25 protein-coding genes are annotated in these 25,892 nt (G+C 71.4%); 14 read left to right on the forward strand and 11 right to left on the reverse strand.

Going from position 1 to position 25,892, the window contains the following annotated elements:
• The first annotated feature begins 14 nt into the window (after positions 1-14).
• From O7619_RS16650 to O7619_RS16665, 4 genes are all read left to right on the forward strand, one after another.
• A complete protein-coding gene (locus O7619_RS16650) occupies positions 15-1,154 on the forward strand; it encodes an acyl-CoA desaturase (RefSeq protein WP_282281830.1) in 1,140 nt (379 codons plus the stop codon).
• 155 nt (positions 1,155-1,309) lie between these two features.
• A complete protein-coding gene (locus O7619_RS16655; protein ID WP_282281831.1) occupies positions 1,310-2,785 on the forward strand; it encodes a glycosyltransferase family 4 protein in 1,476 nt (491 codons plus the stop codon).
• Between the two features lie 271 nt (positions 2,786-3,056).
• Complete coding sequence (locus O7619_RS16660) at positions 3,057-4,229, forward strand: alanine--tRNA ligase-related protein (RefSeq protein ID WP_282281832.1); 1,173 nt, start codon at positions 3,057-3,059, stop codon at positions 4,227-4,229.
• Between the two features lie 67 nt (positions 4,230-4,296).
• Positions 4,297-5,763 (forward strand): ATP-binding protein, encoded by a 1,467-nt coding sequence (locus O7619_RS16665; protein WP_282281833.1) that lies wholly within the window; start codon positions 4,297-4,299, stop codon positions 5,761-5,763.
• A gap of 56 nt (positions 5,764-5,819) precedes the next feature.
• On the opposite strand, the gene O7619_RS16670 is transcribed toward O7619_RS16665, so the two are convergent.
• Entirely contained in the window at positions 5,820-7,163 is a 1,344-nt protein-coding gene (locus tag O7619_RS16670) for a VCBS repeat-containing protein (protein ID WP_282281834.1), read from the reverse strand.
• A 149-nt stretch (positions 7,164-7,312) separates the two neighbouring features.
• On the opposite strand from O7619_RS16670, the gene O7619_RS16675 reads away from it, so the two are divergent.
• A complete protein-coding gene (locus O7619_RS16675) occupies positions 7,313-9,124 on the forward strand; it encodes an acyl-CoA dehydrogenase (RefSeq protein WP_282281835.1) in 1,812 nt (603 codons plus the stop codon).
• 7 nt (positions 9,125-9,131) lie between these two features.
• On the opposite strand, the gene O7619_RS16680 is transcribed toward O7619_RS16675, so the two are convergent.
• Entirely contained in the window at positions 9,132-9,380 is a 249-nt protein-coding gene (locus O7619_RS16680) for a hypothetical protein (protein WP_282281836.1), read from the reverse strand.
• 220 nt (positions 9,381-9,600) lie between these two features.
• Here O7619_RS16680 and O7619_RS16685 point away from each other — a divergent pair, with 220 nt between their 5' ends.
• Positions 9,601-11,034 (forward strand): helix-turn-helix transcriptional regulator, encoded by a 1,434-nt coding sequence (locus O7619_RS16685; RefSeq protein ID WP_282281837.1) that lies wholly within the window; start codon positions 9,601-9,603, stop codon positions 11,032-11,034.
• 98 nt (positions 11,035-11,132) lie between these two features.
• Here the strand turns inward: O7619_RS16685 and O7619_RS16690 are convergent, their stop codons facing one another.
• Positions 11,133-11,972: a helix-turn-helix transcriptional regulator gene (locus tag O7619_RS16690; protein WP_282281838.1), complete on the reverse strand. Its 840-nt coding sequence runs from the start codon at positions 11,970-11,972 to the stop codon at positions 11,133-11,135.
• A 113-nt stretch (positions 11,973-12,085) separates the two neighbouring features.
• Here O7619_RS16690 and O7619_RS16695 point away from each other — a divergent pair, with 113 nt between their 5' ends.
• From O7619_RS16695 to O7619_RS16715, 5 genes are all read left to right on the forward strand, one after another.
• Positions 12,086-13,081: an aldo/keto reductase gene (locus tag O7619_RS16695; RefSeq protein WP_282281839.1), complete on the forward strand. Its 996-nt coding sequence runs from the start codon at positions 12,086-12,088 to the stop codon at positions 13,079-13,081.
• Between the two features lie 42 nt (positions 13,082-13,123).
• A complete protein-coding gene (locus tag O7619_RS16700) occupies positions 13,124-13,933 on the forward strand; it encodes an alpha/beta hydrolase (RefSeq protein WP_282281840.1) in 810 nt (269 codons plus the stop codon).
• Between the two features lie 148 nt (positions 13,934-14,081).
• A complete protein-coding gene (locus O7619_RS16705; protein WP_282281841.1) occupies positions 14,082-15,272 on the forward strand; it encodes a helix-turn-helix transcriptional regulator in 1,191 nt (396 codons plus the stop codon).
• Positions 15,273-15,881: 609 nt separating this feature from the next.
• Positions 15,882-16,100, forward strand: coding sequence for a hypothetical protein (locus O7619_RS16710; RefSeq protein ID WP_282281842.1), 219 nt, complete (start codon positions 15,882-15,884; stop codon positions 16,098-16,100).
• Between the two features lie 58 nt (positions 16,101-16,158).
• Entirely contained in the window at positions 16,159-16,833 is a 675-nt protein-coding gene (locus O7619_RS16715; protein WP_282281843.1) for a uridylate kinase, read from the forward strand.
• Between the two features lie 6 nt (positions 16,834-16,839).
• On the opposite strand, the gene O7619_RS16720 is transcribed toward O7619_RS16715, so the two are convergent.
• Positions 16,840-17,196 carry a nitroreductase/quinone reductase family protein gene (locus O7619_RS16720; RefSeq protein WP_282281844.1) on the reverse strand — a complete coding sequence of 119 codons (357 nt, stop codon included), beginning with the start codon at positions 17,194-17,196 and terminating at the stop codon, positions 16,840-16,842.
• Between the two features lie 33 nt (positions 17,197-17,229).
• Entirely contained in the window at positions 17,230-17,637 is a 408-nt protein-coding gene (locus O7619_RS16725) for a nitroreductase family deazaflavin-dependent oxidoreductase (protein WP_282281845.1), read from the reverse strand.
• 78 nt (positions 17,638-17,715) lie between these two features.
• Here O7619_RS16725 and O7619_RS16730 point away from each other — a divergent pair, with 78 nt between their 5' ends.
• Entirely contained in the window at positions 17,716-18,255 is a 540-nt protein-coding gene (locus O7619_RS16730) for an ATP-binding protein (RefSeq protein WP_282281847.1), read from the forward strand.
• A 6-nt stretch (positions 18,256-18,261) separates the two neighbouring features.
• Here O7619_RS16730 and O7619_RS16735 read toward each other — a convergent pair whose 3' ends face one another.
• The 4 genes from O7619_RS16735 to O7619_RS16750 all read right to left on the reverse strand — a co-directional run bounded on the left by O7619_RS16735 (position 18,262) and on the right by O7619_RS16750 (position 23,395).
• A complete protein-coding gene (locus O7619_RS16735) occupies positions 18,262-19,218 on the reverse strand; it encodes a sulfotransferase (RefSeq protein WP_282281849.1) in 957 nt (318 codons plus the stop codon).
• Positions 19,219-19,256: 38 nt separating this feature from the next.
• Positions 19,257-19,727, reverse strand: a complete 471-nt coding sequence (locus tag O7619_RS16740) for an SRPBCC family protein (RefSeq protein WP_282281850.1) — start codon at positions 19,725-19,727, stop codon at positions 19,257-19,259.
• A gap of 64 nt (positions 19,728-19,791) precedes the next feature.
• Complete coding sequence (locus O7619_RS16745; protein ID WP_282281851.1) at positions 19,792-22,491, reverse strand: ricin-type beta-trefoil lectin domain protein; 2,700 nt, start codon at positions 22,489-22,491, stop codon at positions 19,792-19,794.
• 298 nt (positions 22,492-22,789) lie between these two features.
• The gene (locus tag O7619_RS16750; protein WP_282281852.1) at positions 22,790-23,395 is read right to left on the reverse strand and encodes a YdeI/OmpD-associated family protein; all 606 of its coding nucleotides are present in this window, start codon (positions 23,393-23,395) and stop codon (positions 22,790-22,792) included.
• 22 nt (positions 23,396-23,417) lie between these two features.
• On the opposite strand from O7619_RS16750, the gene O7619_RS16755 reads away from it, so the two are divergent.
• Entirely contained in the window at positions 23,418-24,329 is a 912-nt protein-coding gene (locus tag O7619_RS16755) for an aminoglycoside phosphotransferase family protein (protein ID WP_282281853.1), read from the forward strand.
• A 37-nt stretch (positions 24,330-24,366) separates the two neighbouring features.
• On the opposite strand, the gene O7619_RS16760 is transcribed toward O7619_RS16755, so the two are convergent.
• Positions 24,367-24,546, reverse strand: coding sequence for a hypothetical protein (locus O7619_RS16760; RefSeq protein WP_282281854.1), 180 nt, complete (start codon positions 24,544-24,546; stop codon positions 24,367-24,369).
• A 166-nt stretch (positions 24,547-24,712) separates the two neighbouring features.
• On the opposite strand from O7619_RS16760, the gene O7619_RS16765 reads away from it, so the two are divergent.
• Positions 24,713-25,321: a class I SAM-dependent methyltransferase gene (locus tag O7619_RS16765; RefSeq protein WP_282281855.1), complete on the forward strand. Its 609-nt coding sequence runs from the start codon at positions 24,713-24,715 to the stop codon at positions 25,319-25,321.
• A gap of 93 nt (positions 25,322-25,414) precedes the next feature.
• On the opposite strand, the gene O7619_RS16770 is transcribed toward O7619_RS16765, so the two are convergent.
• Complete coding sequence (locus O7619_RS16770) at positions 25,415-25,846, reverse strand: DUF2000 domain-containing protein (RefSeq protein WP_282281856.1); 432 nt, start codon at positions 25,844-25,846, stop codon at positions 25,415-25,417.
• Between the last annotated feature and the right edge of the window lie 46 nt (positions 25,847-25,892).

Here is a 25,892-nt window from a genome sequence, read left to right on the forward strand (position 1 = left end):
CAGGAGCCACCGACGTGACCGTGATCCAGAAGAAGGCCGACAACCCGATCGCCCACCTGAGCGCCGAGGACATCGAGATCATCGGCAAGGAACTGGACGCGATCCGGGACCGGGTCATCGCCGACCGGGGCGAGCGGGACGCCCGCTACATCCGCAAGGTGATCAAGACCCAGCGGACGCTGGAGATGAGCAGCCGTGCGGTGCTGCTGTTCTCGCTGTTCCCGCCGGCCTGGATCGTCGGCACGGCCGGTCTCACCATCGCCAAGATCCTCGACAACATGGAGATCGGGCACAACATCCTGCACGGCCAGTGGGACTGGATGCGCGACCCGAAGATCCACTCCACCACCTGGGAGTGGGACCACGTCTCACCGGCCGCCCAGTGGAAGCAGTCGCACAACGAGCTGCACCACCGCTTCACCAACGTGGTCGGCAAGGACAACGACCTCGGGTACGGCATCATGCGCGTCGACGAGGACCAGCCGTGGCACCCGATGCACCTGGGCCAGCCGGTGTGGAACCTGCTCAACGCCGCCTTCTTCGAGTACGGCATCGCCGCGTACGACATGGAGCTAGGCGACCACATCAAGCAGAAGCGGCTCAAGGAACCGGCGTTCCGGGCCAAGGCGAAGGCGGTCGGCCGCAAGATCCGCCGCCAGGTGCTCAAGGACTACGTGATCCACCCGCTGCTGTCCGGCCCGTCGTTCCTGTCCACGCTCGCCGCCACGTTCACCGCCAACCTGATCCGCAACGTGTGGAGCCACTCGGTGATCATGTGCGGGCACTTCCCGAGCGGCGTGGAGACGTTCGAGAAGACCTCCATCGAGGGCGAGACGCGCGGCGAGTGGTACCTGCGGCAGATGCTCGGCTCCGCCAACATCAGCGGCCCCCGCCTGCTGCACGTCATGACCGGGAACCTGTCCTTCCAGATCGAGCACCACCTCTTCCCCGACCTGCCGAGCAACCGCTACCAGGAGATCGCCCCGCAGGTGCGGGCGCTGTTCGACAGGTACGGGCTGCGCTACACCACCGGCCCGCTGCCCAAGCAGGTCGCCTCCGCCTGGTGGAAGGTCATCCGCCTGTCGCTGCCCAACCGGCGCGACCGCCGGCAGCCGGTCGCGCCGGGCCCGCTGGTCCCCTCCGGCGCCGCCTGACCGGCACGTGCACGGCGGGTGAACTTCCGCCCCCGGTCACCTGCACGTTCGGTGTCTTCGCAGCTCAGACCGCGTTCCGGGGTCGCCGGGGCGGTCCCGCGTCCCCGTACACTCGCGCCGGTCGGGCCGGCGAGGGTGAAGGGGTGTGGTGGCCGATGCAGCGCGGCACCGCGACGCGGCGGGTGGTGATGCTCGTCGACAACGCGGTCGAGGGCGACTCGCGGGTGCAGAAGGCCGCCCGGTCCGCCGCCGACGCCGGCTGGGACGTCACGTTGCTCGGCTGCGCCCACGTCGACGCCGAGCGCCGCTGGCGGCTCGGCGACGCCGAGGTGCGGGTGCTGCCGTTGGACGCGCCCCCCGGGGTTCGGGCGCTGCCGTCGCCCGCGCCCGCCGGGGTGGGCGGTGCGGACGACGCGGGCGCGGAGAGCGCCGGCCGGCGCGACGGGGGCGTGGGTCGTGCCGGCCGAATCGGCGCGACCGTCCGGCGCGGTGGCGTGCGCGGCCTACGGCGGCGGCTGGTGGCGCGCGGTGGGTTGGCGTTGCGGGCCGCCCGGCTGGCCCGCCGGCCGGTCGAGCACGCCCAGGTCCGCTACTGGCAGGCCCGGCTCGGCGACCGGGCCTGGCGACGGCTGGAGCCCGGCCTCTGGGCGTACGAGCGGCTCGCCGGCCCGGTCATCGACGAGCTGCGCCCCGACCTGATCCACGCCCACGACTTCCGGATGCTCGGCGTGGCCGCCCGCGCGGTGGACCGGGCCCGCGCCCAGGGGCGCAGTGTCAAGCTGGTCTGGGACGCCCACGAGTGGCTGCCCGGCGCCCGGCCCCGCCGCGACAACGCCCGCTGGCTCCCCGCGCACCTGGGCTACGTCCGCGAGTACGTCGGCCACGCCGACGCGGTCGTGACCGTCTCCGACACCCTCGCCGACCTGCTGGTCCGCGACCACGACCTGCCCGAACGCCCGACCGTCCTGCTCAACGCCCCGGTCGCCGAGCCGGCACACGTCACCGCCGCCGAAGCCGCACCCGACCTGCGGGCCCGCTGCGGCGTGGCCGCCGGCACGCCGCTGCTGGTCTACAGCGGGGCGATGGCCGTGCAACGTGGCGTGGACACCGCCGTCGAGGCGCTGACCCGGCTGCCCGGCGTGCACCTGGCCCTGGTCGTCGCCGACCCCGCCGCCGGATACGTCCGCCAGGTCATCGCCCGCGCCGCCCGGCTCGGCGTCGCCGACCGGGTGCACGTGCTGCCGTACGTGCCACACCGGCAACTCGTCGCGTTCCTCGCCGCCGCCGACGTCGGGCTCATCCCGCTGCACCACTGGCCCAACCACGAGATCGCGCTGATCACCAAGTTCTTCGAGTACGCGCACGCGCGCCTGCCGATCGTGGTCAGCGACGTCCGTACCATGGCCGACACGGTCCGGGCCACCGGCCAGGGCGAGGTGTTCCGCGCCCGGGACGCGGCCGATCTCGCCCGTGCGATTCGGGCGGTGCTCGCCGACCCGGCCCGCTACCGCGCCGCCTACGAGGGCCCGGACTCCCCGCTGCCCGGCTGGACGTGGGAGTCCCAGGCCGAGCGCCTGAACGCCCTCTACCACCGCCTCCTCACCCCCACCCCCCTTCCCCGCGCCCGCTGATTCACGGAAAGCGTGGCTACCCGGCCGCCGATACCCACGCTTTCCGTGAATCAGCGCGGAGTTGGTGGGGTGGGGGTGGGTTATGCTTGGGGGTATGCAGAGCAGGTCATGCGTCACCGCCGCGACCGCGCGAGCTTTCCGCTCGCCGGTTGCCGCCGCCTGACCCTGCCCCATCTCCACGCCGGCGACCGGAAACGGTCCGCCGGCGTCGTCGTGTCAACGCCACCGTTGCGCGGACCGTCCGGACGCACCTACCCGGAAGGCCCCCGCCATGACAACCGACGAGATCACCCGCATCTTCGAAGACCACTACCACCGGCTCGGCCATCGGGACGCGCCGGAGAGTTCCCTGGTGCCGCCGCCGGGCGACCCGGTGCTGTTCACCACGTCCGGCATGCACCCGCTCACGCCGTACCTGCTGGGGCGCCCGCACCCCGGCGGACGGCGACTGGCCAACGTGCAGCGGTGCCTGCGCACCACGGACCTGGACGAGGTCGGCGACCGCACCCACCTGACCGTGTTCCAGATGCTCGGCTCCTGGTCGCTCGGCGACTACGACATCGCGACCAGCCTGCGCTGGGGCTTCGAGCTGCTCACCGACGGCTACGGCATCCCGGCGCGGAAGCTGCACGCGACGGTCTTCGGCGGCGACGACCACGTCGACCCGGACGGGACCGCGCGGGACACCTGGACCGCGCTCGGCGTGCCGGTGGAGGCACTGGGGGAGGAGAACTGGTGGTCCAACGGGCCGACCGGCCCCTGTGGACCGGATTCGGAGATCTTCGTATGGACCGGTGACGGCCCGCCGACCGGCCGTCCGAGCGGCGACGACCGCTGGGTGGAGGTGTGGAACCACGTGCAGATGAGCCACCACCGTCACCCCGACGGCCGGCTCACCCCGCTGCCCCTGACCAGCATCGACACCGGGATGGGGCGGGAGCGGCTGGAGATGGTGCTGCGCGGCGACCGGTCCGTCTTCACCGGGGACGGGTTGGGCCCGTGGGCGGGCGCGGTCCGCGACCGGTGGGACCTGGGCGGCGCGGACCTGCGCGTGGTCGCGGACCACCTGCGCGCCGCGGTGGTCGTGCTCGGTGACGGGGTACGCCCGGGCCACACCGGTCGGGGGTACGTGCTGCGCCGGCTGCTGCGCCGCGCGCTCACCGTGCTGTGGCGCGACGACCCGACGCGGAGCCTCGGCGACCTGCCGGTGACCCTCCACGCGGACACGCTGCGCCGGTTCCGCCAGCCGGTCGACGCGGGCCCGCTGCCCGGGTTGCTGTGCGACGAGGAGCACCGGTTCCGCGGGTTGCTGCGGCGCGGCCGGCCCCTCGTCGACCGGGTCCGGGCGCGCGGTCCGCTCACCGAACGCGACTACCACTGGCTGCACGACACCCACGGGCTGCCCCGCGACCTGGTCGACGGTCTGCTCGCCGACGCCGGCTGAGCGGTGGCCGCCCGCCCCTGGCGGTGCCAGACTCGGGAGCACACGTCGCGGCGAGGGAAGAGGACCCATGACCGGGTACGAGGTGCGGACGGACGAGGAGACGGTGCCGTTGCTCGGCGCCGAGGTGCGCATCGCCGACCCGGCCGGGCTGCTCGCCGCCGCCGCGGACGGGCCGGTGGAGCTGCTGGCCGGCGGAGACTTTCCCGCCCCGGTGCGGGAGGTCCGCTGCACCGTGCGCGCCGACACCGCCGACGGGCAGCCGGTGCACCGCTTCGAGGCGTACCTGCGGGTGGAGGCCGCGCCGGCCGGCCTGCTCGCCCTCGGGCTGGCCGGGCCGGTCGGCCTGCTGCTCGCCGAGCGGCTCGCGCGCGGCGGCGACGGACCGGCCGCCGCGGTGGGCCGGGCGGCGGCCGGGGCGGGCCGCCGGCTCGGGCTGCGCCCCACCGGCGCCGCGCTCGTCGCGCCGCCGCGCGACCCGGCCGGCCGGGACGTGTTGCGCGCCGCCGAGTCCGCCGGTCTGCGTCCGCGCGTGGACCAGGACAACGGCACGGTACGCATCCGCGCCGACGTGCCGAGCGCGGACGTGGGGCCGGAGCACCTGCGTGCGCTGCTCGGCCTGCTGTTCCAGGCCGTCCGCGAGCTGGCCGGCGACAACGTGGAGCCGACCGTGCTGCGCGGGCGGACGTACCTGGTGGGGCGGCGACCGGTGGCGGTGGCCGGGCCGCGCAGCGCGACGGTGACCCTCGACCAGGTCGGCGGCCTGGCCGACGTGGTCGCGCGGTTCCGCGAGGTGGCGGTGTCGTTCCGGCATCCGCAGGCGATGGCCCGCTGGGGCGCGCGCCGGCCGCAGGGCATCCTGATGTACGGACCGCCGGGCACCGGCAAGACCATGCTGGCCCGGGCCCTGGCGAACGAGGTCGGCGCGGACTTCGTGGAGATCCGCACCCCGGAGATCCTGGACAAGTATCTCGGCGGCTCGGAGCGCAACATCAAGCGCATCTTCCGCGACGCCCGCCGGTACCGCCGGCCCACCGTGATGCTCTTCGACGAGTTCGACTCGATCATCAGCTACGCCGGCGCGGGTGGCGACGCGGCGAGCCAGGCGGTCAACGCGGTCGCCGGCATCTTCAAGCAGGAGATGAACACGCTGTTCGAGGAGAACCCCGACGTGATCGTGGTGGCCACCACCAACTTCCCGCAGCGCGTCGACGCCTCGCTGATCCGCTCCGGCCGCTTCGACCTGAAGATCGCCATTCCGGCGCCGGACGAGACCGGCCGCGCGGAGATCCTCAGCAAGATGATCCGGGAGCTGATCGATCGGCACGAGCGGCCCGGCTTCCGGATGTTCGCCGACGACGTGGACCCCGTCGCCCTCGCCGCCGACACGGCCGGGCTCACCGGCGCGGACCTGCGCGAGGCGCTCCGCCGGGTGCAACTCGCCAAGGCGCTGCGGGAGGCCACGGAGGGCGCGTCGCCGGCCCCGATCGGTCAGGACGACCTTCGGGAGGCCGCCTCCGGACTGCGCCGCGGCTGACGACCACGGCGGCGGGACCCGGTGGTGTCCGGGTCCCGCCGGTTGGGGGGTGGTGGTCAGATGCCGTAGATGAATTGGATGTCTACGGTGCCGGCGTTGTTGGTGTTGCGGAGGTAGACGGTGTTGTTGTCGGGGCGGCGGACGCCGATGGTGTCTGTGCCGTCGTTGTTCCAGTCGCCGGTGGTGGCGATGTCGCCGGATGGGCCGTGGCCGTAGATGAATTGGTGGTCGGTGGTGGTGGTGCCGTTGGTGAGGTACCAGGTGGAGTTGCTGGGGCGGAAGACGCCGATGGTGTCGGTGCCGTCGTTGTTCCAGTCGCCGGCGACGGGTTGGTCGCCGGATGCGCCGTGGCCGAAGATGAACTGGGCGTCGGTGGTGGTGGTGCCGTTGGTGAGGTACCAGGTGGAGTTGCTGGGGCGGAAGACGCCGATGGTGTCTGTGCCGTCGTTGTTCCAGTCGCCGGCGACGGGTTGGTCGCCGGATGCGCCGTGGCCGAAGATGAACTGGGCGTCGGTGGTGGTGGTGCCGTTGGTGAGGTACCAGGTGGAGTTGCTGGGGCGGAAGACGCCGATGGTGTCTGTGCCGTCGTTGTTCCAGTCGCCGGCGACGGGGAGGTCGCCGGAGGGTCCGTGGCCGAATTTGAAGATGCGGGTGGCGTCGCCGCTGTTGGTGTCGCGGAGGTAGAAGGTGGAGGTGGAGGGGCGGTAGACGCCGACGGTGTCGGTGCCGTCGCCGTTCCAGTCACCCGACACCGGAATGTCCTCGAGACGAGGGGCGGGGACGTCCCAGAGGCTGTCGACGATGATCTGCGCGTCCGACGCCTGCACCTGGTAGCGGTCGGGATAGGCCGACACCTGCACCGCCTGGCAGACCTCGCCGATCGGGGCGCTGGCCCAGCTCCCGTTGGGATACTTCCGCACCATCGCGTCGAGGAAGGCGTTCGTGGCGTAGCCCGGGTTCAGCCGCTGTGCCCGGGTGCCCCACCACTCCTGCTGCTGGAACAATCCGAGGCTGGTGTGGTCCACCTCCTCGCTGATGTTCTGCAGGTGGGTCTCGACGATCACGGTGGTGATCGCGATGACCGCCGCGCGGGAGGAGAGCCCCCGGTCCCGTACCGCCTCGACCACCTCCCGCGCGCAGGAGACGCGATACGCCGACATGTAGCCGCGCATGTCGGCGTGCAACCGCGAGTTGAGCTGGGTGGCGAGCGTTCCGTCGGCGCCGGTGGGACCGCCCGGGTCGCACGCCGCCGTCTGATAGAGCGCGGTCAGCGGGGCGAGCGCCGGCGGCAGGTCCGGCCCCGGGGCCGCTTCCGTCGCGAGGGCGGGGGATGCGCCGATCAGCGTGGCCAGCGCGACCGTGGCGCAGATGGGCGATACTTTCGAGAACACGTTGTCCACCAGTGGTAATCCGTTCGCCGAGGAATCCAACTACCGACCGGGTCGAGGTCGACCCGGCCCGTGGTCAGACTCAGGCACGCCCCTGACGGACGGCTGACACCTGACTTCCCGGACCGATCCCGTATCCGGGTACGACGGAAGGAACCCCGTTGTCGTCGTCCGACCTGTTGTTGTCCCGCCGCGACCTGGCGTTCCTGCTGCACGACTGGTTGGACGTGACCCGACTGACCGAACGGCCCCGCTACGCCGAGCACTCCCGGGAGACGTTCGACGCGGTGCTCGACCTCGCCGCGCAGGTCGCCGCCGAACGCTTCGCCCCGCACAACCGCGCCGCCGACACGAGCGAACCCACCGTCGACGGCGGACACGTACGCACCATTCCCCAGGTCAAGGCCGCGCTGGAGGCGTTCGCGGGCACCGGGCTGTTCGCCGCCACACTCGACGAGTCGGTCGGCGGGATGCAACTCCCGCATGCCGTGGCCGCCGCCGCCTTCGCCTGGTTCCAGGCCGCCAACGTGGGCACCTCGGCGTACCCCTTCCTCACCCTCGGCAACGCCAACCTGCTGCTCGCCCACGGCAGCGCCGAGCAGGTCGACACCTGGGTCCGCCCGATGGTGGCGGGCCGGTTCTTCGGCACCATGTGCCTGTCCGAGCCGCAGGCCGGCAGCTCCCTGGCCGACCTCACCACCCGCGCCGAGCCGCAGGACGACGGCACCTACCGGCTCACCGGCACCAAGATGTGGATCTCCGCGGGGGACCACGAGCTGGCCGAGAACATCGTCCACCTGGTGCTGGCCCGCATCCCCGGCGGGCCCCCCGGCGTAAAGGGCCTGTCCCTGTTCGTCGTACCCAAGGTGCTCCTCGACGACGACGGCGCGCTCGGCCCCCGCAACGACGTGGTGCTGGTCGGGCTCAACCACAAGCTCGGCTACCGGGGCGCCACCAACACGCTGCTCACCTTCGGCGAGGGCGTGCACCGGCCGTACGGGCGGGACGGCGCGGTCGGCTACCTGGTCGGCACGCCGCACCACGGGCTGGCGCTCATGTTCCACATGATGAACGAGGCGCGCATCGGCATCGGGGCCGGCGCCACCGCGCTCGGCTACACCGGCTACCTGAAGTCCGTCGCGTACGCCCGGCAGAGGCCGCAGGGCCGCCCGGTGGCCGACAAGGACCCCACCGCGCCGCAGGTGCCGATCATCGCCCACCCCGACGTACGCCGGATGCTGCTGGCCCAGAAGAGCTACGTGGAGGGCGCGCTCGCGCTGGTCCTCTACTGCGGACGGCTGCTCGACGAGGAGAAGACCGCGCCCGCCGGGGCCGACCGGGAGCGGGCGCACCTGCTGCTGGAGCTGCTCACCCCGATCGCCAAGAGCTGGCCGTCGCAGTGGTGCCTGGCCGCGAACGACCTGGCCATCCAGGTGCACGGCGGCTACGGCTACACCCGCGACTACGACGTCGAGCAGCACTGGCGGGACAACCGGCTCAACGCCATCCACGAGGGCACCCACGGCATCCAGGCCCTCGACCTGCTCGGCCGCAAGGTCACCATGCGCGACGGCGCGGCGCTGGAACTGCTGCTGGAGACGATGCGGGCCACGGTCGACCGAGCCTGGAAAGCCGACGGGTTCGCCGCCGACCTGGCCGGGCGGCTCGCCTCGGCGGTGGACCGGGTCGCGGTGGTGACCCGGCGGTTGTGGGCACCTGGCGACCCGGAGCTGGCCCTGGCGAACGCCTCGGTCTATCTGGAGGCGGTCGGGCACGTGGTGATCGCGTGGATGTGGCTGGAACAGGTGCTGGCGGTGGAGGCGCTGGGGTCGCCGGAGGACGAGTTCTGTGCCGGGAAGCGGGCGGCGGCGCGCTACTTCTACCGGTGGGAGCTGCCGAGGGTGACGGCCCAGTTCGACCTGTTGGAGAGCCTGGACCGCACCACGCTGGACATGCGGGAGACGTGGTTCTGATCCCTGCTCACCCGGTGGACCCGCTGTGCTCGTCGGCGCATCCGGTGCGGTGCCGGCCCGACAGCGCACCGGGGCCACCGAGGAAGAGGGGATGGGTGCACGTCCTGGCGAAAATCGCATACACGTCAGCGCGTTGACTGGCCGGCACCCGACGTAGCGCCAGCACGAAACCGGCGAACGCGACGGCGTACCGGACCGTCAGGGCAAAGCTGAGCAGGGTGATCTCAGGGCGCAAGAGCAACGTCAGCGGGTCCATCGGCTTCCCGATCGTCCAGGAGTGGCCCGGTTCCGGGCGGTGACCATATCGTCGCTCTGCGTCAATGAGGCGAGGAAGTTTCCCGTCCACTCCTGCGAGCACCGCACATTTCATTCTGCTGCATGTGCGACCCGCGCACATCGACCGCGGGAACCGCCTCAGGCCATATGCGGGCGGTAACCTGAGTCTGTCCGATCGGCTTTGACGGGAGGGCGGCGCTATGGGGACACGTAGCGTTGTCGAGGCGATCCGCCAGTCGGCCCGGGTCGCCGACTGGCCCGAGGCGCAGCTCGTCCAGGTCATCGCGGAGCGGTGCGCGGTCAGTCGCCTGCGCGCGCACCGGCTGGCGAGGGGCTGGACGTTGCAGGACGTCGTCAACCACATGAAAGACCAGATCGGTCGCGATGCCGACAACCTCGGGCACACGCGGGTTTCCCGGTGGGAGACGGGCGAACGCCCGTCGCCCCGATATCTCGATGCGTTGTGTCGGCTATACCAGACCAGAGCCGATCTCCTCGGCTTCGGGATCAGCTATGCGCCCGCGGCGGACGACTCCGCGGAGCGGACCGACCATCCACCGGCCGCTGTGCCGTCGTCGACGGTCGGTGAGGAAGAAGACGGTATGCGACGACGAACTGTCCTCTACGGCATGACCTTCGGAATGGCGGGCGAGCTCAGCAGCGAGGTCCTCGACGCGGTCGAAAAGACGCAGGAGATGTTGCAGCGCGCGCTGTCGACGAGAAGTTCCGTCAACCGGGAGACCGTGGAGTTCTGGCAGGAGCGGGTGACGCGGCACGCCCGCGACTACCGCAGCCTCCCCGCCCGGGCTCAGGTCAAGCCGGCGTTGCTCGAATTCGATGCGTTGTGCAGGCTGCTCGAACAGCGCCAGAGCATCTCCCACCAGGCAGCGTTGATCACCAGCACCGCGCGGCTTGCCGGCCTGATCGGCATCCTGCTGGTCGACCTCGGCCAGCCGCACGCGTCCCGAAACTGGTTCCGGGCCGGGGTCAGGGCTGCGAACGAGGTGGAGGACGCCCCACTCGCCGCATGGCTGATGACACGCCACGCGTTGAGCTGTCTCTACTACGAAGGCCCGCAAGCCGCTGTCACGATGGCCCGCCACGCACAGTCGCTCACCCGTGGAAACAGGTCGGTCGCCGCGACGCTCGCACCCTCCGTCGAAGCCCGCGCGCTTGCCCAGGTGGGGCACGGGCGGGAAGCGGTGACGCTGATGCGGATCAGCGAGCAGCGGTTCATGGGCGCGGCCGACGCTGCCCCGAGCGAGGGGGCCTTCGGGTTCTCCCGGGAGAAGATGTTGTTCTACAAGGGCAATGTGTTGGCGCGTACCGGGCGGCCCGGTGAAGCGGTCGAGTCCTGCCGGACGGCGTTGCTCGCCTACCCCCGGCATGACGTGGTGGATCGCGCGCACATTCGCATGGACGAGGCGTTGGCCCTGCTGCGACTGGGCGAGGCCGACGCCAGCGCGAAGACGGCGCTCGAAGCACTGAATACGTTGCCCGCGTCGGCTGGGGTCGCCGCTGTCCATGCCCAGACCGAGGAGCTGATCCGTCGGATGACGACGGCGGGAGCGAGCGCCTCCGCGCGGCTCACGCGGGACGCACTGCGGGCGCGACAGCCCCATCCGGCCGCCTGACGGCGCTTCCGGTTGCAGCGGAACGGCGGGCGCCCGAGCAGCCCGACGCGGCGGCTGGGGCGTCGGTAACCGGCACGGCGCGTCGGCATCCCTGCCGGTCAGGTGACCGGAAACTCTTCGGTGCCCAGCACCCGCAGCAGGTCGAGGCGCTCGCGGGACCCGGCGTCGGCGGGCGTCAACACCAGCAGTTCCTGGCCCAGGTCGGGCGTCACCAGCGTCTCGCAGTCCAGCGCGATCGGCCCGACGCGGGGGTGCACGAACGTCTTGCGGTCCGCCCGCCGTACGCCCACCTCGTGCTCGGCCCACAGCCGTCGGAACTCGGGGCTCGCCGCCGCCAAACGGGCGATCAGGCCGGTCACCGTCGGGTCGCCGGGACGTCGGCCGGCGACGGCGCGCAGATCCGCCACCATCTGGCGGGAATGACGCTCCTGCTCCCCGGGTGGGTGGAGAGGGCGGGAGTGGGGTTCGGCGAACCAGCGGTATGCCAGATACCGCCGATCACCGGTGAAACCAGTGTGATCGCCGGTCAGCAGCGTGGCGGTCGGGGTCTGCGCCAACACCTCTCCCAGATCGGACACGACCAGCGCGGCCGTGTCGCCCAGCAGGTCCAGCATGCGGAGCAGGCCGGCGCGGGCGAGTCGGGCCACGCCGGCCGCGGGCGGGGGCTGGTGACCGGCCAGGTGGAACAGGTGGTCGCGCTCGTCGTCGGACAGGCGCAGAGCGCGGGCCAGGGCGCCCAGCAGTTGCGTGGAGGGCTGGCTGCTGCGGCCCTGCTCGAGGCGTACGACATAGTCCACCGACATGCCGGCCAGCATCGCGACCTCCTCCCGCCGCAGGCCCGGAATGCGGCGGCGGGGACCGTCGGCGATGCCCACGGCGGCGGGACGGATGGCCTCACGGCGGCGGCGCAGGAAGTCGGCAAGTTGCTCACGCTGCATGTTCTCCATGCTCCCCGGTGGTCGCCCCGCGCGCGAGGGTCGACACAGGGAGCGGCGCTCCCACGATGAGCGGTCCGCTCCCGGCCGTCCGCAACCGGCGGCAGAGTGGGGACATGCGGAAACGAACGTTGGGAACGACAGGTCCGGCCGTCGGCGCGTTGGGCCTGGGCGCGATGGGGATGACCAGCGGTGTGTACGGCGTCTCCGACCGCGCCGAGAGCATCGCGACCGTGCGTGCGGCGCTCGATGCGGGGCTCACGCTTATCGACACCGGTGACCACTACGGTGCCGGGCACAACGAGATGCTGCTGGCCGAGGCGCTGCGCGGTCGGCCGCGGGAAAGCTACGTGCTGAGCGTCAAGTTCGGGGCGCTCCTGGCGCCGGGGGGTGGCTTCCTCGGACAGGACAGCCGGCCCGCGGCGGTGAAGAACTTCCTGATCCACTCGATGACCCGGCTGGGCGTCGACCACATCGACATCTATCGGCCGGCACGACTGGACCCGGACGTGCCGATCGAGGACACGGTGGGCGCGATCAAAGAGATGATCGAGGCCGGATACGTGCGGCACGTGGGCCTGTCCGAGGTCCGCGCGGAGACGATCCGCCGGGCGTACGCCGTGCACCCGGTCGCCGACCTGCAGATCGAGTACTCGCTGATCTCACGCGGCGTGGAGACCGACGTGCTGCCGACGTTGCGCGAGCTGGGCGTCGGGATGACCGCGTACGGCGTCCTGAGCCGAGGACTGATCTCCGGGCACTGGAAGAACGTCGCACCTCGGCCGGGCGACAACCGAAGCCGGATGCCACGGTTCTCCGGCGACAACGTCGAGCACAACCTGACCCTGGTGGACGCGCTGCGGCGGGTGGCCGAGCAGAAGGGCTGCACCGTGGCCCAACTGGCGATCGCGTGGGTGGCGGCCCAGAGCGACCACATCGTTCCGCTCGTCGGCGCCCGTACCCGCGATCGCTTGAACGAGGCCCGGCCCGCCGCGGACCTGACACTCTCCGCGGACGACCTGGCCGAGATCGAGAAAGCGGTGCCGGCCGGCTCGGCACACGGCGACCGCTACCCGGCCGCGATGATGGCCAACCTCGGCACCGGCAACTGACGCCGGCGGGCGACGGAACGCCTGTGGCATAGGGTCGGATCGATGAGTCCGGTCGAGTCGACGATGCGCTTCCGCGCCGCCGACGGTGGTGAGCTGCCGTTGCTGGTCTTCGAGCCGGGCGACGGCACGCAACCTCGCGCGGGCGTCGTCCTGTTCCACGGCGGCGCCCTGCGCGAGGGCTCGGCGGCCGGGCTCGCCCCGCACTGCCGACGGCTGGCCGCGCACGGGATCTTCGCCGTCTCCGCCGGGTATCGGCTGCTCGGCCGTGGCGCGGTCAGCATCGACGACTGCCTCGCCGACGTGCGGCGCGCGGTCGAACGGTTCGGCCGGCTGGCCGCGTCGCGCGGGCTCGACGCGCCCCACCTGGCCTCGGGCGGCAGCTCGGCCGGGGCTCATCTCGCGCTCGTCGCGGCGATGACCGCGCCGACGCCCGGCGTCGCGGGAGTGGTGGCCCTCAATCCTGCGGGACTGGACCTTGGCTCCCTCGCGCCGGCCATGCAGCGCCGCCTGGAACAGCAGATCGGCATCGCGGCGGGCCGGCTGGTCGAGTATTCGCTCATCGAATTCGTGCGACCGGGGCATCCGCCGATGCAGATCCACCACGGCACCCGCGACGAGGTCGAGCCGATCGACGCGGTGCGGCGGTTCCGGGACGCGATGACGCGCTCCGGCAACGCGTGCACGCTCGTCGAGTACGCGCACGCCGGACACGGCTTTCACCATCCCGGCAACGGCAGCCATTTTGACGAGTCGTCGACGCCGCCGCGCACTTCCTCCTCGACCGGATCGCCACGAGATAGCGAGGTCCGACTGCCGGGCCGCCGGACGGTCGGGCCGTCAGGCACCAGTTGAGCGCATTCCTTTCGGTACCTCAGAAGCTGATGCTCCTCGACGCGCATGCGGCGAAGCCCTCGGCCGTGCGGTGTACCGTCCGAAAGGCGGCATGCCGGCGCGGCTGTCCATGCCGGGTCCCAGTCCCTGTCCGGGGAGGCGACGGAGCATGGTCAGGAAGACCGACACGATCGGAGCCCGGATCCGATACTGGCGGATGCGTCGTGGCGGGATGAGTCAGGCCGTCCTCGCCGGGCTGGCCGGGGTCAGTCAGTCCTACATCTCGCAGGTCGAGTCCGGCCGCAAGACGATCGACAGGCGATCCACCCTGGTCGCGGTCGCCGCCGCGTTGCAGGTGACGGTCGCGGATCTGCTCGGTCAGGGCACCGAGACCGGTGACCCGGCCCGCGAGCACGCGGCGGAGTGCGTGCCGGCGATCTGGTCCGCGCTGATCGAGATCGAGGATGGCGAGCGGCGGGTGCCCACGCGCACGCCGCAGGAGTTGGACGCCGGTGTCGCGCGAAGTGAGCAACTCCGTCACCGCTCGAACTTTCCGGCGATGGCCCAGATGCTGCCGGGGCTTCTGCTCGATGCCGCCGCGTCGGGCGGGGCGGTGCTCGTGCGGGTGGCCTATCAGGCGTCGGCCTGTCTGCGGCACCTCGGATACCGGCACCTCGCCCTCAACGCCGCGAGGGTGGCGGTGTCGGCGGCCGAGGACGTCGAGGACCCGGCGTGGTTGGGGGCGGCCCGATTCGCGTACGCGCAGAGCCTGCCCATCGAGTCGGCGTCCCTGGCGGCGCGGGCGGCTGATCGCTCGCTGGCGGAACTCCAGTCCGCGGCCTCGGACGAGCGGGTCCGCCAGATGCTGGGCCAGTTGCACCTCTCGGCGGCGCTGGCGTCGACGGTGAGCGGACGCCCGGATAGCGCTCGCGATCACCTGACCGAGGCGGGCCGGGAGGCCGCGACGCTCGGGGACCCCCGGGACGGCATGGGGTTCAACGGCTGCGGGTTCGGACCGACAAACGTGGCGCTGTGGGAGATGTCCATCGCCGGTGAGTCGGGCGAGCCCGGCCGGGTGATCGAGTTGGCCCGAGCGGTACGGCCTCAGGTCCTCGCGGCGTCGATCCGGCAGATGTCGTACTGGCTCGACCTCGGGCGCGCGCTGGCCGATTCCGGCCGCCGGGACGGCGAGGCGCTGGTGGCGTTCGTACACGCGGAGCAGGCCGCGCCGGTGCCCTTCTCGCTCAACCCGCTGGCTCAGGACGCCGTCGTCGCGATGGCGCAACGTGCCAAGCGCCGGGCCGTGCCCCACGAGCTTCGCCTGCTGGCGGGGCGGCTCGGCATCGCGCTGGCCCCATAACCACAGGTGATGGGGGCATTACCGTTAGCTCCTAGTGTCCGTTTCGGGCGGGGCGATTGCCTCGCTGTGGCGGGTATGGCGTCGACACCTCTGTGGGTGGGGTGACGCCGTACTCCGGCGGACGGAGGTGGAAGATGCGTGGCCGATACGGGCGGAGGAGAACCCTCAGGGGCGAGGACATCCAAGCGGTCGAGCGGGAGGCGGCCAAACGGCGGATTCTCGCGTTGGCCGAATCAGATCAGTTGCAGACCCTCCCATCGACGCCGACTCAGCCAGCCGCTCGCGCCACGGCCGCCGCGTCGCGCCGACACCTCTTGCCGTACGAGGGCTATCTGCTCGCCGTGGCGGTGACGCTCGTTCGCCGGCACCGACCGACCTGGTCATGGCGGAAGTGGCGGTGGGTGTGCCGGTGCGGCTCTGACCTGCCCTGCCGGGTCCGCCACCGGCCTCCGATCGGCCGGCTGCACTGGCTGCCGGAAGAGCACAGATGAACGATCGTCCCGATGGGATGCGTGCGGGCCGCCGCCGGGTGTGGCACGGGCGGCTTATTGCGTACCCCTGTCGGCAGGTGGCGCGGACGGGCGTGGCCCGCGTTCTCGGGGTGCGGGGGTGAGCGCGCACGGGCCGGTGCCGCCGGTCTGGACGTGCGGTGGGTGCGACGGGCCGTGGCCGTGCGCGACGCGGCGGCAGGAGCTGCGGGAGGAGTTCGAGGGCGCGCCCGTCTCGCTGGCGTTGTACATGGGGGCGCAGTTCGCGCGGGCGACGGCGGACCTGAGTTGGGCGCCGGCGGGAGCGTTGCACCGGCGGTTCCTGGGGTGGCTGCGGTGAGCGTTTCGCGGACGGGAGGGCATAGGGTCGGCTCGGCGTCTTCGCGAGGGGACAGAGCATGGACCGGGGCACCCGTGACGATCTGCTGCGCTGCCTGGCCGAGGTGATCGGGTCCGTCGCCGTAGGACATCCGACGCGGGTCGCCGTCGACGGACCGCCCGCCGCGGGTAAGACCACGCTCGCCGACGAGCTGGCCGTCGTCCTGCGCGAGCAGGGCCGCGACGTCATCCGCGCGACGGTCGACGACTTCCTCTTTCCTCGGGCGCGGCGCTATCCGCGCGGCGAATATTCGGCCGAGGGCTGCTACCACGACGCCCACGACCACGGCGCGCTGAACCGGGTCCTGCTCGATCCGCTCGGCCCGGGTGGGGACCGACGCTTCCGGCACGCGGTCTACGACCACGCCGGGGACGCCGTGCTGTCCCCGCCGGTCCGGACCGCGCCGGTCGACGCCGTGCTGCTCTTCGACGGTGTCTTCCTTCTGCGCCCGGAACTGATCGACCGGTGGGACCTGCGCGTCCTCGTGTCGACCGCACTCGACACCACAGTGGATCGTGCCGTGATCCGGGAGCGCCGGGTGTCCGCCCGGGCCGAGGTCGAGCGGCGCTGGCGGGAGCGGTACATCCCCGCCCAGCAGCTCTACGCCGCCACGGCCCGCCCGACCGCGCACGCCGACGTCATCGTGCACAACGACGAGCCCGGGCGGCCGGCCTGGGAGATCCGGACCCGCTGACCGCGATCAGGTCAGCTCGATCTCCACGAGCGGGCTTCCGGCGATCCAGCTCTCCAGGCTGCCGGCCCAGTCCAGCGTCGGGACGATCTCCCCGAACACGCGGGCCCGTTCGGCCGGGTCGGTCACCGCGCGCCCGCGTACCGGAAGGTCCAGGCCGGTCAGGTGCAGCGTGAACGCGGGATGCGCGAGCAGGTTGGCGTACCAGTCACGCGCGCCCGGGCTGCCGGTCAGCCAGTAGCGGCCGGCGGCCCGGTAGCGCCAGATCTCCATGCGCTTCGGCTGGCCGCTCCGCCGCCCGATGGTGGTGATGTCCACCGTCCGCTGCCGATCCAGTGCCTGCCGCGCCTCGTCCGTCACCGACATGCGCCGATGATCCGACCTCGTCCGGGCTTCAGGTCAAGCCGCGGGTTCCAGCACGACGACCGGGATCTCGCGGGTGGTCTTCCGCTCGTAGTCGGCGAAGCCCGGGTACGCGGCCTTCTGCGCGCTCCAGATCCGTTCCCGCTCGTCCCCGTCGGCGACCCGGGCGACCAGCTCGACCGTGTCGGTGCCGATCTCGGCCCGGACCCGCGGATGGGCGCGCACGTTGTGATACCAGTCGGGATTGGTGGGCGCGCCGGCCTTGGACGCGAACACGGCATAGCCGTCGTCGAGCTTCTGGTACATCATCGGATGCACGCGAGGCTGGCCGCTCTTCGCGCCGACGGTGTGCAACAGCAGCAGCGGAGCGCCGGCGAATTGCCCGCCCACCTGGCCGCCATTGGCGCGGAACTCAGCAATGATCTTGTCATTCCAGTCGCTCATGCCCACTCCTTGCCCCGCCTTCCGGCCCCGTGAACCCTATCCTGACGCTGTCGACCGGGGCGCGGCGGGAAACGGGTGATGATGAGGCGACCAACGCTTTTCCTGACCGTCGGGCTCCCCTGCACCGGAAAGACCACCGCCGCTCGGCGCATCGAGATCGAGCGGGAGGCGCTTCGTCTCACGAAGGACGAATGGGTGAAGGCCCTCTACGGGCACGAGAACCCGCCGTCGGCTCAGGATGTGATCGAAGGGCGGCTCATCCAGATCGGGCTGCGCGCCCTCGAACTCGGCACCAACGTGGTGATCGACTTCGGCCTCTGGAGTCGGGACGAGCGCTCCGCCCTGCGGCAGGCCGCGGCGGACCTCGGCGCGACGGTGGAGATGCGCTACTTCGCGCTCGACCCGGCCGAGCAGCGCAGACGACTCGACAAGCGCCAGGCCGAGGCGCCGCACACGACGTGGCCCATGTCCGACGAGGAACTCGCCGCGTGGGCCGCCACCATCGAGATTCCCACCCCGGGTGAACTCGACGGCAGCGAACCGATAGGTGATCCGCCGGCCGGCTTCGCGACGTGGCACGAGTGGCGCACCCACCGCTGGCCGCCGTCGGTCTCCTGACGCCCGTCACTCGTACCCCATCGCGGTGATGATCGCGCCGAGCGTTGCCGTGAGGTGTTCGCGGGTCTCGGGGTCGAACTGGTTGTCGCGGTGCGCCAGCTTGTGCGACTGGAACGTCGAGGGGGTGGCGACGTCGTCGACGTCGAGCCGTGCGAACAGGGCGCGGCGCTGCCCGGGCCAGTCCGCGGCGAGATCCTCCGCCTTCACCTCGACGTACCGCCGGCCGGTGAGGTCGACCGTGTTTCTCCAGGTGAGCCACCGGTGGTAGACCGCCGTGAGGTAGGCGAGCGCGCCGTCGACGGTGGGTGGCGCCCACGGCTGGGCCAGGTGGGACGCGAGCACGGCGAGCGGGTGCCGTTTGATGTGCACGATCGTCGCCTCAGGCACCAGCTCCCAGAGGAACTCCATGCACAGCAGGTTGAACGGTGTCTTCTCGCACCAGGTCGGCTTGCCCGCGTCGGCGGCTGCCCCGCCGAACACGGTGTCGACCAGGTCGCGCAGGATGCCGAGCAGTTCGCCCCGGTCGCGGAAATGCCGGGGGAGTATCCGCCGCCGGCCGGGCGGCGCGAACGGTCCGGCCGGCCGGTCGGCGTCGCCGAAGCCTTCCGCGGGCGCGGGTTCGTCGTACGCGCACGCGACCAACCGTGGCCAGAGCCGGTGCACGGCGTCCCGGTAGCGCCGCTCACCGACCAGTTCGGGGACGGTACTGCCGCGATCGTCGCGCCGGCCGGGCACTCGTACGGTGAGGAGGTCGCTGAGCCGGTGCAGGGCGTCCTCACCGACGATGGGGTCGTACCGGTGGGTGAGCGCGTCGGCCAGGTCCCGTAGGCCACCCGGGTCGACGATGAACCGGGTCTCCATCGGAATCCGGTGGATCAGCGGGTGCTCGCCGATGATGTCGGCGATCCGTGACGTCCCCGAACGGCCGGTGCCGGCGACGAAGACCGGTGCGGGGGAAGGCATGGCACGCAGTCAATGCCTCAACCTGGTGCCCGTGCAAGTCACTTTGATGAGTGTGGCGGGGTGACCGCGGCGATCCGGATGTGGGCGGCCCGCTGCCGCAGCAACCGCCGGAGGTAGGGCACCACGAACAGCAGGGCCGCCGCCCCCAGCGGTCCCAGGGGAGCGCTGACGGTCATCCGGTCGGTCATCCGCGTTCGCCCGCCGTCGAGGGCGTGGAAGAGATGTTCGTGGCGCAGCGATCGGAACGGGCCTCGTACCTGCTCGTCGACGAAGCGCGACGGGCGCTCGTAGGCGGTGATGCGGCTGGTCATCCGCCAGCGCAGGCCGAAGTGGCGGGCGCGGAAGGTGACCTCGTCGCCGAGTTCGAGGCGTCGCCGGCCGGTGCTGGTGGTGGCCGTCTCGTCGCTGCCGCTCAGGGACGCGGCGTGGACGTCCACGTCGCGTTCCAGGTCGAACACCACGTCCGGCGCGGCGCCGATGATGGACACGACCTCGATCGTCGCCGGCACGACCGCAGTTTAGTCCGGGCCGCGCCGGGGCCGGGTCGAGTGACCCGGCCCCGGCTGTGTCCGGTCAGTTGCGGAGGCTCCACTGCTGGTTCGCGCCGCCGTTGCACGACCAGAGGATGATCTTCGTGCCGTTGGCGGTCGCGGCGCCGTTGGCGTCCAGGCAGAGCCCGGACGCGACGTTGGTGAGCGTGCCGTTGGCGTTGAGGTTCCACTGCTGGTTGGTGCCGCCGTGGCAGCTCCAGATGATGACCGTGGTGCCGTTCGTCGTGCCCGCGCCGTTCGCGTCCAGGCACTTGCTGCCGTACCCGGTCAGTTGCTTGTTGGCGCCGTAGGTCCACTGCTGGTTCGCGCCACCGCCGCAGTCCCACAACTGCACCTGGGTGCCGTTCGTGGTGGAGGAGTTGGGCACGTCGACGCAGCGGCCGGACTGGCCACCCACGAGCCGGCCACCCTGCTGGCCACCGCCGGTGCCCTGCTGCCGGACGATCGAACTCGACTCGGCGGACCGGCCGCCCTGCGCGTCGACCACGTACAGCCGGTATTCGCCCTGTGTCGTCGGCACGGCGATGGATGTGGCGGTGCCCTCGGCCCGGGTCATCGTCGGACCGGCGGTGAAGGTGGTCGTGCCGGCGGACGCCAACCAGACCGTCCTGGTCGCGTCGCCGGCGCTCCGGATCGGGATGGAGGACGTCCCGCTGGTGACGAAGGTGCTCGCCGGCAGGACATGGTTCGGCAGGGAGAGGTTGGCCGCCGGGACGATGTCCCGGTATGCGTCCTCCAGCCCGGAGTTGACGGCGATGGCGTACGCCGGGACCGGCCAGACGTAGTCGGAGGAGACGAGGATGTCGCTGACCGTGCTGTTGGGCAGGTTCTTGTTCGAGACCTTGTTGATCGGGCCGTAGGTCTGCGTGATGCTCAGGTCGTGCTTGCGCCCGAAGTCGTCGGAGTTGATGAGCCAGGTGATGTTCTTGTCGACGCTCAGGACGTTGTCGCGGAACGTGATGTACGCCGAGCCCTCGTCCGGATGCAGGCCGTACTTGTGCCCGGACGGCACGCCCTGGAGATAGTTGTTGGTGATCGTGGTCCCCGGCTGGCTGCCCAGGGTGTAGATGGGTGCGGTGTCGCTGAGTCGCTGCACCGTGTCGATGATGTGGTTGTCGCTGATGGTGTTGTTCCGCGCCGTGGTGGTGGGCCGGTTCGGTGCGATCGAGCCCGATGACCCGTCGAAGTTCCACCAGCCCCAGCCGAGCGTGATGCCCGACCACGGCGACTTCTCGATCCGGTTGTGCTGCACCGTCAGCGTGTCGACGAAGTACGCCGAGATGGGGCTGTGCCCGTTGAACAGCACCGCGCTGTCGTAGAGGTAGTTGTTGCGGATCTCGATGTTCTTCGGCAGCCCCTCGACCTGCGGGGACCACTTCTCCCGGTTGGTCGACGTCCCGTCGCCGATGTAGACGTGCTGGGGATGGCCGACGGTGATCGCCGAGCCGGCGATGTCGTTGGTGACGTTCCCGACCAACTGGCTGTTCTGCACGTCGTTGACCATGTTGACGCCGTCGACGCCGGTGTGCTGGATCCGGTTGCGCTCCAGGCGGACACCGTCGGCGTTCTCCACCTGGATCATCCCCGGCGTGACGTCGACGTTGCGGTAGTAGTAGTCGTGGAAGTTCTTCTTCGCGTACGCCAGAGCCCCGAGGTTGCCCTGCTGCGCCTGCTTGTACGACGAGCCGGCGACGGTGAACAGGTTCCAGTCGGAGTGCTGCACGGTGAGCCCGGAGAACGTGATGTTGCGCGCGTGGCTGCTCGTCGAGGTGCCGGCGACCCGCAGCAGCGTGGTCACGTTGTTCGGCGCGAAGACCGACGCGGTCGTCATGTTCTCGGCACTGCTCTTGTAGTAGTAGACCGTCCGGCTGCCCTTGTCGAAGTAGAACTCACCCGGCGCGTCCAGGAACTCGTAGGCGTTCATCACCTTGTGGGAGCCGCCCGTCTGGGCGTTGCCGTTGAACGCGCCCTGGGCGATGGCGGCGCCCGGCTGCTGGAACAGGGCCACCCGGTTCGCGCCGTCGGAACTCGTGGTGACCTGGCGGACCCCCACGATGGCGGTGGTCCAGGTCGTCGCCGTCTCGATCTCGATGTCGTCGGCGTTGCGGGAGATCGCGGGGAAGTCGTTCAGGCCGTACTTGGCGCCGTCGCACTGCGACCCCGACTCCCAGGCCCACGCCGCCTGCCCGGCCGTCACCGTGTACGTCCCGTAGCAGCCGGCCGATCCGATCGTCTTCGACGCCATGTACGCCCGCTTGTCGTTGACGTAGAGCGCCCGCAACTTGTTGCCGCGGTCGAGCGGCGCCTTCCAGATGTTGCCGCTGTGCTGGGTCCACCCGGTCACCTGCACACCGCCTTCGAGCACCGGCGTCTCGTTCGGGTAGGCGGAGTAGACGACCCGGTGACCGTTGGTGCCGGAGTCGGCCGCGCCGAACTCGATCGTGCTGCTCACCGGATAACTACCGCCGCGCAGATACACCTGGATGTCGCCGGTCATGCTCGCATTCACCGTACGCACGGCGTCCCGCGCACGTTGCAGCGTCTTGAACGGCGACTGGAGCGTGCCCGGATTGGCGTCGTTCCCGTCCGGGGCGACGTAAAAGGTCTGCTGTACGGCGGCCGATGCCGGCAGTTGATTCACGAGCACCCCCGGCAGCGTGGAGGCAACCACCAGCGTGACCGCCAGCAGCAACCGTCGAGCGGTGGAGACGATTGACTTCACTACCATTCCTTTCGCTTACCGCCGAAGGAGATGGTCGCTGGACAGTCATCCTGGGGGCTACCTGGCGATTCCGACCATGGCGGGTTCCTTGGCAAGGGGCAGCGACAAGCAGAGGCAAGGTCACGCGTGCCCTGCGGGCGGCAAGCTCACCCGACCGGCCGCACTCACCGTGCCACCGGGAACTTCCGCCGCCCGCCACAGTCTCTTGCCCGTGGTCGCAGAATTCCGTTTTGGAGCCTAGGCGTCGGACACGCCGGACGCAACAATCGTCAGATGTCTATGCGGAACTGACCGTCGGTCAGGGCGTGGCGGAGGGCCTGGCCTTCTGCGGGTGGAGGGTCTCGTGGCGGGCCAGCATGGCGACGAACTCGCGGATCTTCCGCTCCCGGGTCTCCGCCCGCTTCACGGCGTTGAGCCGGTGGGCGAGAGCGAACCGGTTGGTCCTGGTGAGCACGTCGAACATGGCCTGGGCGGCGGGATCGGCGGCGATCGCGGCGAGCAGGTCGGCCGGCACCTCGGCCTCCGACGACGGGGCGTACGCGGCGGCCCAACGCCCGTCCGCCTTCGCCGCCTCCACCACGGCGCGGCCCGCCGGCTGCATCCGCCCCGCCGCCTCCAGCCGCGCCACGTGCGCGACGTTGCGCTGCGACCATGAGCTGCGGGGCCGGCGCGGGGTGAACCGGATCCAGGAGCTTTCCTGATCCCGCCGGCGGGCCTGCCCGTCGATCCAGCCGAAGCACAACGCCTCGTCGACCGCCTGCTGCCAGGTCAGCGTCGTCACGGTGCCACCCTTTTTGGTCAGGGCGAGCCACACGCCGGGCGAGGTGGCGTGGTGGGCCGACAACCAGGCGCGCAGCGCGTCGGCGTCCGCGACGATCAACTCGTCCAGCTCGGGGCTCGGCATGACGGTAGGCTAACCGCTCGGTATGACTGTCGAGATCACCGCCGAACTGGTCCGAGGGCTGCTCCGCGACCAGCACCCCGACCTCGCCGACCGCCCGATCCGGCTGGGCGCGCGCGGGTGGGACAACCAGTTGTGGCGGCTCGGCGACGACCTCGCCGTCCGCATTCCCTGGGCCACCCGCTTCGCGGGCCTGCTGTTGCGCAAGGAGCACCGCTGGGTGCCCGGCCTCGCCCCGCGGCTGCCGCTGCCGGTTCCCGTGCCGCAACGGCTCGGCGAGCCCACCGAGAGATTCCCGCACCCCTGGCTCGTCACGACCTGGATCCCCGGTACGCCCGCGGACCGTGCCCCCGTCACGCGAGCGGTCGACGCGGCCACGTCGCTCGCCAGATTCCTGTCCGCCCTGCACCGGCCCGCCCCCGGCGACGCGCCCACCAGCGGCAGCAGGGGCGGCCCGCTGGCCGACCAGACGCAGGGGTTCACCGAGGCGTTGGCCGAGGCCACCGAGCGAGGGCTGGTCGACGCCCCCGACGCCGTCCGTGCCGTCTGGGACGACGCGGTCACCGCACCGCCGTGGACGGGCCCGGCCCTGTGGTTGCACGCCGACCTGCATCCGGCCAACGTGCTCGTCGCCGACGGCACGTTCTGTGGGGTGATCGACTTCGGCGATCTCTGTGTGGGCGACCCGGCGTACGACCTGGCCGCCGGGTGGCTGCTGCTGCCCGACGGCGCCGTTGACGACTTCCACGCGGCCTGTCGGCCGGCACCGGACGCCGCCACCGTGCGGCGTGCCCGTGGCTGGGCGGCGGCGCGTGCCCTCGGCGGCCTCCTCATCGGCGACAACGGCGTCCATGACCGACCCGGCGGCAAGGCCACGTGGGGGCCGCCCGCCGACGCCGCGTTGCGACGCCTGGTCGCCACCGTCCGCGCCGGGTGAGATCAGCGGCGGAAACCTGTGGCCCTGAGACCGCTTCTCACCGGCCGTGCCTCCTCAGCTCCCGCAGCCGGACGACCTGCGCGCCGGCCACACAGGCCATGCCGAGGGTGGTCAACCAGAAGCCGAAGCGGGACGGGGCGAGCAGGGCCATCACGAGACTGACGAGACCGACGACGACGGCGAGGGTCAGCAGGATCAGCGTGCCTTTCCTACCCATCTGTTCAGGGAGCCAGTGGCAGTCGGCGCGCCGCCAGCCACGGGCAGCGCGTGGTCGTGGTGGCGCTCGGGGGCACGGTCATCGCGCAAGACTAGCCCGACAGAGCGCCGCTTGCCGTCCCCTCACCCCCGGTCGACCAGTAACGCCGTGGCCCTATGGTCGGGGCATGACGACCGACCAGGTGCGCCGGGCGTACGCCTCCGTCGCGGACCAGTACATCGCGTTGTTCGGCACGAGCGAGCAGGTCCACGCCGAGGATCGCGCCTTCATCCGACGCCACCTCGGCGGCCGGCCCGGCACGGTGCTCGACCTGGGCTGCGGACCCGGCCACCTCACCGACTTCCTCCGCGCGCAGGGCGTCGACGCGGTCGGCGTCGACATCGTCGGCGAGTTCATCGCCCACGCGCGGGCCACCCACCCCGGCGGTCGCTACGTGCTCGGCTCGATGGCGCGCCTCGCCGTCGCCGACCACGCCGCCGCCGGCATCCTGGCCTGGGGGTCGGTGATCCACCTGCCGCCCGACGACCTCGACGCGGTGCTCGCCGAGTTCCGTCGGGTCGTGGCGCCCGGCGGCACGGTGGTGCTGGGCATCTTCGTCGGCGACGAGGTCGCCGCGTTCGACCACAAGGTCGTCACCGCCTACCGCTGGCCGGTCGACGAGTTCGTCGAGCGGCTGGCACGGGCCGGCTTCAGCGAGGTGGAGCGGGTGCACCGGCCCGGCGACGGCGTCCGCCGGCCGCACGCCGCCGTCGCGGCGACCCGGACCGCCGGCTGACGCCTCTGGGTCGACGAGGTGGCGGAGGGCCCGCGCGCCATCCGCGCCGGAGCCCAGGTGAAGCGCCGCTGAGACCCACCGGGGCGAGGCCGGTCAGCGGTGCATGATGGCCCCCTTCAGCACCTTGTCGACCGCGTTGCGGGGCCCGTGGAGACCGATCCCGACGAGGTCGAGCTGTGCGGTGGGGACGGCCCGCACGGCGGCCCGGTTGTCCCGGTCGTTGCCGGTGGCGAACAGGTCCGAGGTGAACACCGCGACCGGCAGGCCGCGGCCGAGCGCCCGGCCGTGCGCCGCCCGGATCAGCTCCTTGCCGCCCTCGAAGACCAGCACCGGCTGGCGGAACATCGACAGGTACGGCACGTCGTCGGCGTCGGCGTACGGCTCGCCGACCACCTCGGGAAACGCCGTGCCCATGCCGCTGACCAGGAACGCCGTGACGTTCAGGCGTTGCCAGGTGAGCAGGTCGTCACGGAGCAGGACGGCGATCTTCGTCTCGAAGCGTACGGGCTCGGTCGTGGTCGGCATGAGCCGATCATGCGCCGCCGATCCCGTGCCGGTCTTGTACGTTGTT

The sequence above is a fragment of the Micromonospora sp. WMMD998 genome (genome assembly GCF_029581235.1).
In the GTDB taxonomy this organism is placed as follows: Bacteria; Actinomycetota; Actinomycetes; order Mycobacteriales; family Micromonosporaceae; genus Micromonospora.